Below are 13652 nucleotides of genomic sequence, written 5' to 3'. Positions count from 1 at the left end.
CCGCGCCGTGTGGCCTACCCGGCGAGCGGCAGCGGCGCGATCCGCGTCGGGGCGGCGACGCCCTTGCGCTCGAGGAGGCCCGGCGGCGGCACCGGGGCGTCGATGGTGCACACCACGCCGGTCGGCTCGTAGCTCAGCACCACCTCGCCGGCGAGCTCGCGCGCCAGACTGCGCTCGATCAGGCGCGAGCCGAATCCGGTCCGCGTCGGCTTCTTCACCGGCGGGCCGCCGCGCTCGGACCAGCGGAGCGAGAGCTGCATCTCGTCCAGGCGCCGCACCGTCCAGGCGATCTCGACCGTGCCGCCCTCGGTCGAGAGCGCGCCGTACTTCACGGCGTTCGTGCCGAGCTCGTGCAGGGCCATGGCGATGGACAGCGCGAGCCGCGGCGGCAGCCGCAGGGCCGGTCCCTGAACCTGGAACCGCGAGGCCCGGCCGTCGCCGGCCTCCAGCGGCCGGATCGCGTCCGCCACGACGGCTGAGAGTTCCGCCCCCTCCCAGCTCTCCCGGGTCAGCACGTCGTGCACCCGCGCCAGGGCGAGGAGGCGCGCCTCGAAGGCGGCGCGCGCCGCGTCGGCCTCGGCGCCTTCCAGCCCGCGCAGCGACTGGGCCGCGATCGACTGCACCGTCGCCAGGGTGTTCTTCACCCGGTGGTTCAACTCGTGGATCAGGAGCAGGAGGTGCTCCTCGGCGTTCTTCGTGTCGGTGATGTCGATGTTGCAGCCGGTGTAGCCCAGGAAGTTCTGGGCGTCGTCGAGCCGCGGCACGCCCTCGCACTGGAGCCAGCGCACCGCGCCCGTCCGGTCGATCACCCGCGCCTCCGTGCGGAACGGGATCCGGGCCTCGAACGCCTCCGTGAAGGCGCTGCGGAAATTCTTCAGGTCGTCGGGATGCACGATCTGGTGCCAGCCGTCGTCGTTGAACCGTGCGGCCGGCAGCCCGAACAGGTGCTCGAAATGGAGGTTGGCGAAGCTGACCGCGCCGGTCTCGTCGGTCATCCAGATCAGGGCCGGCGCCGAATCGGCCATGTGCCGGAAGCGCGCCTCGGACTCGCTCAGGGCGCTCAGACCGCGCTTTGTCTCGGCGAGCGCCCGGTCGCGCTCCTCCTCCCGGGTGCGCAGCCGGAGAGACGCCTCCGACAGCACGACGCCGAGCCGCTGGATCTCGTGGACCGGCGACGACACGCGCGGGATCGCCTCGCCCCGGGCCAGGGCAGGCCCCGAAGCGGCCAGCAGCCGGAGGGGGCGCGAGACCCGCGACCAGAGGTTCACCGCCAGGAGCGACGAGGTGGCCAGCACCAGCAGGCCGAAGCCCGCGAAGGCCCAGATCCAGCGCCGCACCCGCGCGTCGACGAGGGCCTGCGGGATGCTGGTCGCGACCATCCAGCCGGTGAGCCGCGAGCGCGCCTCGATCACCACCACCGGCTTGTGCTGGCGATCCTGGCCCTCCCAGACCCCGGGCGTCGACGACTGCACCTGGCGGAGGCTGGCGAGGCGCTGCTTGCCGACCACCGCCTCGGGATCGGGCAGGCGCGCCAGGACGATGCCCGACCTGTCGCTGATCCCCGTCGTCCAGCCCGGGACGACCTCCCGGGACAGGATGCCCTGCAGGCGCGACAGGGGGACGGTGAAGCTCAGGATATAGCCGACCTCGCCGTCGACCATCACGGGCACGCCGACCGCGTAGGTGGCCTCGCTCGGCGTCGGGCCCGGCACGTAGCCGCTCACCATGGCGCGCTGCGTCCCGCGGGCCAGATCCTGGTCGAAGGGTAGCGTCACGACCGGCATCGGCGCACCGCGCGGCACGCCGGTATTCACCATCTCCTGCCCGTTGGGCCGGCGCAGGAGCACGTCCAGGTCGATCGATTCGCGGACGAGGCGCGCCTGGGCGTCGAACGCCTCGAAGTCGCCCTGCCGGATCCGCGGTGAGGTCGCCAGAGTCTGCAGCACCGACACGAGACCGGCGGTGTCGCGGTCCAGGGACAGGCCGATGCCGCGCACGTTCTCGCGGGCGTCCTGCTCGAACCGTGCCCGCTCGGCGGAGGCGTAGCGCATCAGCAGGATGCTGGTGAACAGCAGGCCGGGGCCGATCAGCGCGATCACCAGCGCGATCAGGTAGACCTGGGTCGAGAAGCCGTTTCGCCCGAAGCGGTGCAGCCGCCGCGACAGCCAGGAACGGCGCGCGGGAATCACCGCGGGGACGCCCGCGCCCTCGGCGTGATGGTCCGGACTCAAGCGGGGTCCGTCCCCGGCCCGCGGTGCCACGCGGGCTCGTCGCCGTTCCCTCGCCTCATGACCGGTCGATATGACCGAGATCGCGTGTCGGGTCGAGGTGGTCGCGCACGCGCTGCTTCAGCGCCTTCACGTCCGGGAAACCGCCGTCGCGCACCCGTTCCCACAGGAGCACCCCGTCCAGTTGGATGTTGAAAGCGCCCCCCGTGGCCGGGACGAGGGCGACCTCGCCCAGATCATCGCGAAACGTCGAGAGGAGTTCCTGCGCCATCCAGGCGGAGCGCAGCAGCCAGTTGCATTGGGTGCAGTACGTGATCGCGACGCGCGGCCGTCCTGGCCTCGCCGCGCCCTCCACCGTCACGTCGCTGCCGGGCTTCGCGCCCGCTGGCCCATCGTGCATGCCCGCACAGCGCACCCGGCCGGCGCCCTTGTCAACCTCACGCACGCGCACGTCGGCGTGCCCCGGGCCGGCGACGGCGGCGCTCCGCCGAGTGCGGTGCGTATCTGGACGCCTGCTCGAACGCTCGTCCGGCTGTCAGCCAACATCGCCGGCCGCGCTTGACGTCGCGGCCCGCCGCGCTCTAGAAGGCCCGCCACCGGGTCGCGGCGCCCCCACGGGCGAGCGGCGATGGCGTGCGCTCAGGCAGCACGCCGGTACGGACGGTTAGCACAGCGGTAGTGCGTTCCCTTCACACGGGAAAGGTCGCAGGTTCGATCCCTGCACCGTCCACCATCATCCCTATCCCCCGAAGGTCTGATCCCGCGGCTCCCCGCGTCGGTTTGCCACCCGAAAAGCGCGTGCTAAGGGCGCTCGATCGGTGAACGCATAAGCTTGGACCCGGCCCGATCCGGGTCGCAGGTCACAGGCAGGGGAAGGGCGGGAACAGCCATGAAGGACATCCTCGACAAGCTCGAAGAGCGGCGGGCGCAGGCCCGGCTCGGCGGCGGTGAGAAGCGCGTCGAGGCCCAGCACAAGCGCGGCAAGCTCACGGCGCGCGAGCGCATCGAACTCCTCCTCGACCACGGGTCGTTCGAGGAGTTCGACATGTTCGTGCAGCACCGCTCCACCGATTTCGGCATGGAGAAGCAGAAGATCCCCGGCGACGGCGTCGTGACCGGCTGGGGCACGATCAACGGCCGCACGGTCTTCCTCTTCTCGAAGGACTTCACGGTTTTCGGCGGCTCGCTGTCCGAGGCGCATGCCCAGAAGATCGTGAAGGTTCAGGACATGGCGCTGAAGATGCGCGCCCCGATCATCGGTATCTTCGACGCCGGCGGCGCGCGCATCCAGGAGGGCGTCGCGGCGCTCGGCGGCTACGGCGAGGTGTTCCGCCGCAACGTCATGGCCTCGGGCGTCATCCCGCAGATCTCGGTGATCATGGGTCCCTGCGCGGGCGGCGACGTCTACTCGCCGGCCATGACCGACTTCATCTTCATGGTTCGCGACACGAGCTACATGTTCGTGACCGGCCCCGACGTGGTGAAGACCGTCACCAACGAGGTCGTGACCGCCGAGGAACTCGGGGGCGCCAAGGTCCACACGACCAAGTCGTCGATCGCCGACGGGTCCTTCGAGAACGACGTCGAGGCGATCCTCCAGATCCGCCGCCTCCTCGACTTCCTCCCGGCGAACAACATCGACGGCGTGCCGGAGCTGGAGAGCTTCGACGACGTCAACCGGATCGACGCGTCCCTCGACACGCTGATCCCCGACAACCCGAACAAGCCCTACGACATGGGCGAGCTGATCCGCCGCGTGGTGGACGAGGGCGACTTCTTCGAGATCCAGTCCGCCTACGCGCGCAACATCATCACCGGGTTCGGCCGGATCGAGGGCCGGACCGTCGGTTTCGTGGCCAACCAGCCGCTGGTGCTCGCGGGCGTGCTCGATTCGGACGCCTCGCGGAAGGCCGCGCGCTTCGTGCGCTACTGCGACGCCTTCGGCATCCCGATCGTCACCTTCGTGGACGTGCCGGGCTTCCTGCCGGGCACGGCGCAGGAATACGGCGGCCTGATCAAGCACGGCGCCAAGCTGCTCTTCGCCTACTCACAGGCGACGGTGCCGCTGGTCACGATCATCACCCGCAAGGCCTTCGGCGGCGCCTACGACGTCATGGCGTCGAAGCACGTCGGCGCGGACGTGAACTACGCGTGGCCGACGGCGCAGATCGCCGTGATGGGCGCGAAGGGCGCGGTCGAGATCATCTTCCGCAGTGAGATCGGCGACCCGGAGAAGATCGCGGCGCGCACCGGCGAGTACGAGGACCGGTTCCTCTCGCCCTTCGTGGCGGCCGAGCGCGGCTACATCGACGAGGTGATCATGCCGCACTCGACCCGCCGCCGGATCGCCAAGGCCCTCGGGATGCTCCGCACCAAGAAGATGGAGCAGCCCTGGAAGAAGCACGACAACATCCCGCTCTGAGGCGGGCGCACGGGCCGGCGGCCGCGCCGCCGCCGGTCTCAGCTGCGGTTGCTGTTCTCGATCACCGCGCACAGCGTCAGCGGGCCCTTGTCGGGCGACACCATCGCCGAGCAGGTGACCCGGGCCCCGCCGAGATCGACGTTGCTGTGCCTGAGCTTCGTGGCCGTCGCCTGGGCCCGGTGCGCGGCCTCGGTGATCACGGCGGCATCGATGCCGGTCACCGCGTGCCCGGCCTGCCCGAACAGGTCGTAGTAGCGGTCGGGCGGGTTCGCCCCGCGAAACTGCGCGCCCACAGAGGACAAGTCTGGCCCGCCGCAGGCCAGCGTCAGGGTCATGTCCGGACCGGCCGTGAAGCTCGCGTAGTCGCTCCGGCGCTCGGCCGTCTTGGCCGCCGTCTCGGCCGTGACCTTGTCGACGAGCGCGTCGCAGGACTGTGCCCGGACGGGGCCGGCGCCGGCCGAAAGGGCGGTGAAGACGAGGAGAGGCAGAAGCGCGCGCATGCCCGCGAGGTAGCGCAGCGGTCCGGAAAGGCGAGCGGCGCGGCGTTCCGGCGCGCCTTGCCCCACCCCGATGCGGATCAGGCGGATTCGCCTCGTCCCCTGACCAGGACGGGTCCCTCGCCGACGAGCAGGCGCCGCTTGAGGCGGGCGATGCCCTCCCGCTGCAACTCGCTGGGCGGGGAATGCGCGCTGGCCACCTGGGTCAGCATCGCGATCAGCTCGCCCCGCTCGGCCACCGTCAGCGCGTCGCGCAGAAGCGGCGCCAGGGCGTCGGCGACCTGCGAGAACGGGAGACGCGCCTGCGTGTAGCCCCAGGCCCGCTCGAAGGTGGCCGAGATCCGATCCACCTCGAGCGGACGCTCCATGTATTCGAGGATCCGCGTCTTCTCGCTGGCGGTGAGGGGGCTGCCGGTCCGGACCAGCTGAATCATCAGGATCACCGCCGCCAGGCGCGGGTCTCGGACGCGCTGCAACGGCGTCCCCACGAGGTTCTGGAAGGTCGAGACGGCGCGGCGCTGAAGCCCCTTCGTGTCCCGGTTGACCTCCTGCAGGCCCTTGACGGCTCCGTGCGTCCGCAAGATCCAGAACAGTCCCGCGACGATGATCCCGATGAGGCCGAGCAGGATCGGCATGAGCGTCCCCAGATCGAATCGACGCGGGACGCTCTCACGCACATCTCGGTGTGTCAAACCCGCGTCAATGCCTGCGAATGACGGCTGTGACTTGCAAGATCGCGCGCGCAGGCGACACATCCATTGTGCGCGACCCGGATCTACTTCACGGATGCGGCGACCGTCGGCGTCCGCGTGACGCGCTCGCGTGCTCAGCTGGCGGTCGCGGACGCGTCCGACGTGCCGAGCTCGAGGAGGACGATCTCCGGAGGGACGCCCATCCGCACTGGGATCCGGCTCATCCCGAAACCGCCCGAGACGATCATGTGGCGGCCGTCCTGGACGATGTGGCCGTAGGAGTAATCGTGGCCGCGCACCTTCCGGATGGCGGGGGCGTGGCCGAACAGCCGGACCTGGCCGCCATGGGTGTGGCCGGCGAGGGTCAGCGAGACGCGGTCGGGCACGGAGACGAAGATGTCGGGTTCGTGGGCCATCAGGATCACGGGCGCCGAGTCCGTGACCGCTCGCAGCGTTCGCGGCAGGTCGGCCAGGCTGAACGTGCTCCACGCGTTGAGGAACGGCAGCTGGTCGCCGAGCCCGGCCAGCCAGAACGGCCGCCCGTCCTTCACGAGGCGCACGGCCTGATTCTCCAGGACCGGGATGCCCTGCGCCTCCAGCAGGCGCCGCACCGCCGGAACGCCGCGGCCGGCCCGCTGGACGGCGTGGTCGTCCCACCAATCGTGGTTGCCGAGGATCGCGTGCGTGCCGAGGGGCGCCTTCAGCTCCGTCATCATCCGGGCGAACTGGTCGAGCGGCAGCTTGCGCCACGCGATGCGCCCGGCCGGGTAGTCGCCGAGCAGCAGGACCAGATCGGGCGCGAGGGCGTTGGTGGCCGCGACGATCTCCGCCACCCGGTCGAACGGCATGTACGGCTCGCAGATGTGGAAATCCGCCAGCACCGCCACCCGCAGGCGCAGCGCCGGATCCCAGCGCGGCAGGGACGGCGCGTAGGACGTGACCACGAGCCGGTGCAGCGGCTCGACGTCGAAGGCGTAGACGCCCGTCGCGGCGGTGAGGCCGGCGCCCACGCCGAGCCCGGTCAGGAACTGCCGGCGGCTCGGCATGATCAGCATCGCGATAAGACCTGTAGGCTCCAGAACCCGCCGGGGTCCCGCTAGGCGCGCAGTCCGGCGAAAGCGGGGCGGGCCGCCTTCACGGCCGCGAGACCCTGGCCCGAAACCGGTTGACGGAATGTGGCCTGCCGCCGCGCTCGGTCTATAAGGCAGTGTCTCGTCCAGCGAAGCGATCCGGAACAGATGTTGAACCGCCCCCTGCGCATCGGCACCCGCGGCTCTCCGATGGCGCTCGCGCAGACCGGGATGGTGCGCGACCGGATCGTGGCGGCCAATCCGGGCCTCGAGACCGAGCTGGTGGTCGTGACCACCGTGGCCGACAAGATCCTGGACCGGCCCCTGTCCGAGATCGGCGGCAAGGGCCTGTTCACCAAGGAACTCGAGCAGGCCCTGTTCGCCGGCGAGGTCGACGTCGCCGTGCATTCGATGAAGGATGTGGAGACCTGGCTCCCCGACGGTCTCACCATCGCCTGCATCCTCGCGCGCGACGACCCGCGGGACGCGTTCCTGTCGCCGCACGCCGACGGACTGGCGGGGCTGCCGGCCGGCGCCCGGGTCGGGACCTCGTCGCTCCGCCGCGGCGCGCAGGTGCTGATGCGACGGCCCGATCTCCGAGTGGTCCCGCTGCGGGGCAACGCCAACACCCGGATGCGCAAACTCGAGGCCGGCGAGTGCGACGCGACGCTCCTCGCCATCGCGGGCCTGGAGCGCCTCGGCCTGGAGAGCATGGCGCGCAGCGTCCTGTCGGTCGAGGAGATGCTGCCGGCCGTGGCGCAGGGCGCCCTGGGCATCGAGTGCCGCTCGGACGACGCGGCGATCCGCGACCTCCTGGCGCCCATCGCCTGCGCGCGGACCACCATCGCGGTCTCGGCCGAGCGGGCGCTGCTCGCGGAACTCGACGGATCCTGCCGGACGCCCATCGCCGCCCTGGCGCAGATCGACGGGGACACTCTGCGGATCGACGGGCTGCTGTTCCTGCCCGACGGCAGCCGCCACTGGGCGGCGTCCCGGCAGGGACCCGTCGCGGAGGCGGAGCGGATCGGCCGCGAGGCGGGCGCGGCCCTCAAGGCGGCGGCCGGCGACACCTATACCCGCCACCTCCAGTGAGGGCCGGCCGATGCCCCGCGTGACTGTGGTCGACGTCTTCACGCACGCCGGCACGGGCGGCAATCCCTGTCCCGTCGTCTCCGACGCGCGGGCCCTCGACGCGGAGGCCATGCGGGGCGTCGCCCGGCGGTACGGCCACGAATCGGGCTTCGCGCTGCCGGCCGATGACCCGGCCCACGATCTGCACCTCCGCTTCTTCGTGCCGAACCACGAGATGGAGATGTGCGCCCACGCCACGATCGGCGTCCTGTGGGTGCTCGCCCGCGAGGGGCGCCTCCCGGACGGGTCGGTCCGCATCGCCACCGGCAGCGGTTCCGTAACGGGGTTCGTCAGCCCGCGCGGCGCGGATGCTTGGAGCGTCGCGATCACGCAGTCGGTCGGCCGCGTGCGGCCCCTGACGGACGAGCAGAGCGCCGCAGCTCAAGCGGCGCTCGGAATCGGGCGCGACGCCCTCGCTGCGCGGCCGGTCCACAACGCTGTGACGTCCCGGATCAAGACGCTCGTGCCGATGCGCGACTCGGCGGCGCTGAACGCCCTCGCGCCCGCAAGCGATGCCGTCGAGGCTGCCTGCACGCGGATCGGGTCGACCGGGCTCTACCCCTACGCCGTGCTCGACGGCCCGGCCCGGCTGTTCGAGGCGCGGCAGTTTCCCCGCGCCTCCGGCTATCCCGAGGACGCCGCCACGGGCATCGCGGCCGCAGCCCTGGCCTTCGGGCTGTTGCAGGACGGCCTCATCGAGCCGGACGACCGTCCGATCCGGATCCTGCAGGGTCGGGCTATGGGCCGCCTGTCCGAGATCCGGGTGCGGCTCGGCTTCGTGGACGGCCGCCCGGTCGGGTGCCTGCTGGAGGGCGACGTCGCGCTCGCCGAATCCGCCGACCGCGTGACCGCGACGGATGAGGGCGGCCGGATCGCGGGGTAGTGGCTCACCGCGCCGTCACGGCCCGGAGGCCGCCGTCGGTAACCGTGGCCTCAATCCGCCTTGCCGTCCCGGTCGCGGCGGATGCTGCGGCGGACCGCGATGAGCTGCCAGACCCCGACACCCAGCGCCAGGGCGAAGACGAGTCCGATATCGAGGGCGGCGAACAGCCCGTCGCGCACCGATGAGCCTCCGCCGCGTCGATCAGGACGGTGCGGAGCGGCCGAACGCCTCGCGCTCGCGCATCCGCTCGATCAGGTCGAGGACGTGCACGACCCGGCCGCCGACGTCCCACCAGGGCCGCAGCGCCGGGCGCGCGCGCATCGGCAGGACCGGCTCGGCCGCCACGGCCTCGATCAGGAACGCCGTCTCGGGAAGCGGGGCCGCGCCGAGGCCGGCCGCGTCCGCGGGCGTTCGGATCGCGCGGACGATCAGGGCGAGCTTCCGCGCCGTCGTGACCCGGGCGCGGTGGCGGACCGAATCGTAGCCCTGCGCCGCGACGACCCGGCCGATCTCGGCGTAGATCAGCCCCGCCGCCCGGATCGAGGGCCGGCAGCCGCGTGGCAGCACCGCGATGCCCGCCTCGGCGCGCGCGTAGAGGCTGTCCGCCTCGGCGAGGAGGCGGGCCACCACGCCGGCCAGGGCCGGGCTCGGCCGCGGATCGGCGAGGAACGCGTCCGGATCGAGCCCCGCCTCCCGCATCCAGTCCAGTGGCAGGTAGAGGCGGCCCATCCGCGCGTCCTCGCCGACGTCGCGCGCGATGTTGGTGAGCTGCATCGCGGCGCCGAGATCGCAGGCGCGGGCCAGCGCGTCGGGACAGCGGGTCCCCATGATCAGGGACATCATCGCCCCGACCGAGCCCGCGACCCGGGCAGCGTAGGCGTGGAGCGCCCCGAGATCGGCGTAGCGCCGGCCCTCGGCGTCCCAGGCGAAGCCCTCGATCAGCGCGCGCGGCAGCGCTTCCGGAATCGCGTGGGCCGCGACGATCTCCGCGAAGGCGCGGTCCGCCGGGGCGTCGGCGGGACGGCCCGCATAGGCCTGACCGATCCGGGCCTCGAGACGCGCCACGGCGCCGCGCCGGTCGGCCGGGCTCGCCGCATCGTCGACGAGATCGTCGGACAGCCGGCAGAAGGCGTAGAGGCCGTAAGCCGCCTCGCGCATGTCGGCCGGCAGCAGCTGGCCGGCCGCGAAGAAGCTCTTCGAACCGGCCCGGATCGCCATCCGGCAGGCGGTCCGGTCGGCCGCGGCGGCGAATTCAGGCGGTAACGCGGGCATCGGGGACCACGCTGTCGAGGATGCGGGCGGAGGACAGCACCCCGGGGAGGCCGGCCCCCGGATGCGTGCCGGCGCCCACGAGGTAGAGGTTGCGGACTGCGCTCGACCGGTTGTGCGGACGGAACCAGGCCGATTGCGTCAGCACCGGCTCCAGGCCGAATCCGGAGCCCCGGTAGCTCAGGAAATCGTCCTGGAAATCCAGCGGCGTCGTCACCTTCGAGGTCACGATGGCCTCCGACAGGCCAGGCATCACGCTCGCCTCGAGCAGGGCGGCGATCCGGCGCCGGTACGGTTCGGCGAGGGTCTGCCAATCCTGGCCGCCGGCGAGGTTCGGCACCGGGGCCAGCACGTAGAAGGCGTCGCATCCCGGTGGGGCGAGGCTCGGATCGGTGGCGGTCGGACGATGCAGGTAGAGGCTCGCGTCCTCGGCCAGCACCTTGCGGTCGAAGATGTCGGCGAGCAGGCCGCGGTATCGGGGCCCGAGCAGGATCGTGTGGTGATCCACCGCCGGGTAGCGCCGCTTGGTGCCGAAGTACCAGACGAATAGTCCCATCGACGAGCGGGCTCGCTGGAACCGCCCCGGGCTCCAGCGCTGCGCCTCCGGAAGCAGGCGCGCGTGCGTCACGGCCGAATCGGCGTTGGACACCACGACGTCGGCCGCGATCGTCTCGCCGCTGGTCAGGTCGACGCCGGTGGCCGCCCCCGCCTCGACCCGGATGCGCGCGACCTCGACGCCGAGGCGCAGGCGGCCGCCCTGCGACCGGATCAGCCGCACCAGCCCGTCGACCAGCTGCCCCGTACCGCCCATCGCGAAGTGAACGCCCCAGCGCCGCTCGAGGTCGGCGATCAGGCAGTAGATGGCGCTGGCCCGGAACGGGTTGCCGCCGATCAGGAGCGGATGGAAGCTGAAGACCGTGCGCAGCCGCTCGTCGCGGATGAAGCGCGCCACCACGTCGTGCACCGAGCGGTGTCCCGAGAGGCGCAGCAGGTCGGGCGCGATCTTGAGCATCGCGCCGACGCTGCCGAACGGCACGTGTCCGAGCTGCTCGAACCCGATCCGGCAGACGGCGCGGCTGTGCGCCATGAAGCGCTCGTACCCCGCGACGTCGTCCGGCGCGAAGCGGGCCACCTCGGCGCGCATCCGGTCCACGTCGCCGCTGTAGGCGAAGGACGTGCCGTCGGCGAAGCGGATCCGGTAGAAGGGATCCATCGGCACCAGCGTCACGTCGTCGGCGAGCCTGCGGCCGGCGAGCTGCCACAACTCCTCGAAGAGCTGGGGCGCGGTGACGATGGTCGGACCGGCGTCGAAGGTGAAGCCGTCCTGCCGGTGGACGCGGGCCCGTCCCCCGGGCTGCGCGAGGCGCTCCAAGACGGTGACGCGATAGCCGCGCGCGCCCAGCCGGACCGCCGCGGCGAGACCGCCGAAGCCCGAGCCGACCACGACGGCGTGCGGGCGCCGATCGATCTCTTGCGCAACCCGATGGTCGACCGCGAGTGTCAGCATTGCTTGACACTATCGCGGTCCTTTCACGCTGCGCAAGGACGAAATCAGGCGCGTCCCTGGTGATGATGGCCCTGTCAGAATTCGCCCGCGAGGCCGGCGCGGACACCGACGGCGTTGTCGCCGCCGTAGGCCACGCCCGCGGTCACCGCGATCGGGACGCAGCAGGTCGGCAACCGGTGCGCCACAGCGAGACCGCCGGCCCACTCGCCCCGGTAGGTCGCTCCGTTGGTGGCCCAGGTCGTCTTGCCCGGCGCCGACGGCATCGGCGCGGTCGCCATCGCGATGGCCATGGCGACGCCCTGCCGGGCCTCCTTGCGGGTCTGGATGGCGTAGCGCTGGACCGAGTCGGTCTTGGCTTCCAGGTTGTTGACCTGCGCCTGCACCGAATCGATCCGGTTGCCGAGGCCGGCGATCGTCGACGGTCCGTAGGCCGAGGCCGCGAGGTTACCGTTCGCGTCCGTGGTCACGAAGGCCGTCGCTCCGCTCTGGGCGGCGGCGCTCGCCTGCGAGGCGATGCCGGCCAGCGTGTAGGTGTTCGCGGAATTGCCGATCGCCACCTGGTTGGCCTGGGTCGTCTTCACGTTCGCGCCGATCGCGATCGTGTTGGCCTGATTGGCGGCCGCCCCGTTGCCGAGCGCGACGCTGTTGTTGCCGGCCGCCGAGGCGGCCGCACCGATGGCGGTGGATCCGGTCCCGGTCGCGCCGGCGACGAAGCCCAAGGCGGTGCTGCCGGCTCCGGACGCCGCGGAGGCCGTGCCGATCGCCGTTCCGCCGAGGCCCTGCGCGCTGGCCGCGTAGCCGAGGGCGACGCTGCCGGTGTTGGCCGCGCTGGCGCCCGTGCCGACCGCGGTCGAGGCCGTCCCGGCCGCGCTCGAACCGTAGCCCACCGCCAGCGCGTCGCTGCCGACGGCGATCGGCGCGGCCTGGTTGCTGGTGTTGTTCGCGGCGACGCCCGTGACGCTCGTGAGCTGCGAGAGCCTCAGCTCGTTGATGACGGTCTGCCCCTGGGACTGCGTCACGTTGCCGGTGATGATGTAGATGCCCTGATTGGACCCGCCACCAGTACCACCACCACCGGTTCCGCCTCCGCCGGTCCCACCCCCGCCGGTGCCGCCGCATGTGCCGCAGCCGCCCGTTCCGGTCCCTCCCGCGGTTCCCAGGGTCAGACCGGTGCCGAGCAGCCCGTCTCCCGGACCGGTCGTGCCGACGAGCACGCCGGTCCCGAGCACACCCCCGCCGGTGGTCCCGACGTTGAGCCCCGTTCCGAGGACGCCGGTCCCGGGAGCGGTGGTGCCGACCGTCACGCCGGTGCCGAGCACGCTGCCGCCGGTCGTGGTCCCGACATTGACGCCGGTCCCGAGGACGCCGGTCCCGGGATTGGTGGTGCCGACCGTGACGCCCGTGCCGAGAAGCCCGCCATTGGTCGTGCCGACATTGAGGCCGGTTCCGAGCACGCCGCTGCCGGGGCTGCTCGTGCCGATCGTGAGCCCGGTGCCGAGGATGCCATTCGTGGTTGTATCCAGCGCGCCGCGCAGGAGCTGCGCCTGGGCGGGTGTCGCCAGGGCCGTGCAGAGCAGGAGCCCGGCCGCGATCGGGATCGCGCGGGCGGCGCCCGGACGGAGGACAGCGATCGTCGCAGTCCGCGGCGTAACCGGGACGACGGTCAAGGGACGCATCTGGAACTCCATTGCTGCGCGGCCGGGGAGCGATTCCGATCCGGCCCTGCAACCCGTTGGTCGGCAAGCAGGAACGAGATGCAGCTTCTGGTAGAATGATTAACGCTAACTTTCAGTTGTATTTGGTTTCGTCGTTTCCCGTACAATGACGCGGTTCGCGGAGGCCGGCGTGCGCCCCGTGGCCCGCCTCAGAAAACGCGTGTTTGCGCGGCGATATCGCGCCGCAAAGGGGCTATAGGGGCTTGGAAATCCGAGCTTTCGGCAGGGAACGGACGCG

12 protein-coding genes and 1 tRNA gene are annotated in these 13652 nt (G+C 71.8%); 4 read left to right on the top strand and 9 right to left on the bottom strand.

The features are described from left to right. Positions 1 to 14 precede the first annotated feature (14 nt). Both LXM90_RS09325 and LXM90_RS09320 read right to left on the bottom strand, forming a co-directional pair. Entirely contained in the window at positions 15 to 2231 is a 2217-nt protein-coding gene (locus LXM90_RS09325) for a sensor histidine kinase (RefSeq protein ID WP_020091974.1), read from the bottom strand. A 55-nt stretch (positions 2232 to 2286) separates the two neighbouring features. Beyond that, positions 2287 to 2628, bottom strand: coding sequence for a SelT/SelW/SelH family protein (locus LXM90_RS09320; RefSeq protein ID WP_234082982.1), 342 nt, complete (start codon positions 2626 to 2628; stop codon positions 2287 to 2289). Positions 2629 to 2886: 258 nt separating this feature from the next. Between LXM90_RS09320 and LXM90_RS09315 the strand changes: the two genes are divergently transcribed. Further along, positions 2887 to 2961 (top strand) — tRNA-Val (locus LXM90_RS09315). A 156-nt stretch (positions 2962 to 3117) separates the two neighbouring features. Further along, positions 3118 to 4650 (top strand): acyl-CoA carboxylase subunit beta, encoded by a 1533-nt coding sequence (locus LXM90_RS09310; RefSeq protein ID WP_020091972.1) that lies wholly within the window; start codon positions 3118 to 3120, stop codon positions 4648 to 4650. Between the two features lie 38 nt (positions 4651 to 4688). Here the strand turns inward: LXM90_RS09310 and LXM90_RS09305 are convergent, their stop codons facing one another. The 3 genes from LXM90_RS09305 to LXM90_RS09295 form a co-directional block, all read right to left on the bottom strand. Continuing rightward, positions 4689 to 5150: a hypothetical protein gene (locus LXM90_RS09305; protein WP_020091971.1), complete on the bottom strand. Its 462-nt coding sequence runs from the start codon at positions 5148 to 5150 to the stop codon at positions 4689 to 4691. A 77-nt stretch (positions 5151 to 5227) separates the two neighbouring features. Then, a complete protein-coding gene (locus tag LXM90_RS09300; RefSeq protein WP_020091970.1) occupies positions 5228 to 5782 on the bottom strand; it encodes a TerB family tellurite resistance protein in 555 nt (184 codons plus the stop codon). Between the two features lie 191 nt (positions 5783 to 5973). Continuing rightward, entirely contained in the window at positions 5974 to 6894 is a 921-nt protein-coding gene (locus LXM90_RS09295; RefSeq protein ID WP_020091969.1) for a metallophosphoesterase, read from the bottom strand. 183 nt (positions 6895 to 7077) lie between these two features. Here LXM90_RS09295 and hemC point away from each other — a divergent pair, with 183 nt between their 5' ends. Together hemC and LXM90_RS09285 are read left to right on the top strand one after the other, a co-directional pair. Then, entirely contained in the window at positions 7078 to 8001 is a 924-nt protein-coding gene (gene hemC, locus LXM90_RS09290; protein WP_020091968.1) for a hydroxymethylbilane synthase, read from the top strand. 10 nt (positions 8002 to 8011) lie between these two features. Continuing rightward, on the top strand, positions 8012 to 8923 hold the full coding sequence (locus LXM90_RS09285; RefSeq protein ID WP_103984777.1) for a PhzF family phenazine biosynthesis protein: 912 nt from the start codon (positions 8012 to 8014) through the stop codon (positions 8921 to 8923). Between the two features lie 50 nt (positions 8924 to 8973). On the opposite strand, the gene LXM90_RS31895 is transcribed toward LXM90_RS09285, so the two are convergent. The 4 genes from LXM90_RS31895 to LXM90_RS09270 form a co-directional block, all read right to left on the bottom strand. Beyond that, positions 8974 to 9102, bottom strand: a complete 129-nt coding sequence (locus LXM90_RS31895) for a hypothetical protein (RefSeq protein WP_020091966.1) — start codon at positions 9100 to 9102, stop codon at positions 8974 to 8976. 22 nt (positions 9103 to 9124) lie between these two features. Further along, the gene (locus LXM90_RS09280) at positions 9125 to 10195 is read right to left on the bottom strand and encodes a phytoene/squalene synthase family protein (RefSeq protein ID WP_026604757.1); all 1071 of its coding nucleotides are present in this window, start codon (positions 10193 to 10195) and stop codon (positions 9125 to 9127) included. After that, positions 10176 to 11699: a phytoene desaturase gene (locus LXM90_RS09275; RefSeq protein WP_020091964.1), complete on the bottom strand. Its 1524-nt coding sequence runs from the start codon at positions 11697 to 11699 to the stop codon at positions 10176 to 10178. Before LXM90_RS09275 ends, LXM90_RS09280 begins: the two co-directional genes overlap by 20 nt. Before the next feature lie 74 nt (positions 11700 to 11773). Continuing rightward, a complete protein-coding gene (locus tag LXM90_RS09270; protein WP_106735906.1) occupies positions 11774 to 13375 on the bottom strand; it encodes a hypothetical protein in 1602 nt (533 codons plus the stop codon). Positions 13376 to 13652: the final 277 nt, after the last annotated feature.

Origin of the sequence: Methylobacterium oryzae (genome assembly GCF_021398735.1) — a bacterium.
Classification (GTDB): domain Bacteria; phylum Pseudomonadota; class Alphaproteobacteria; order Rhizobiales; family Beijerinckiaceae; genus Methylobacterium.
This window is presented reverse-complemented; position numbering and strand designations above follow the sequence as displayed.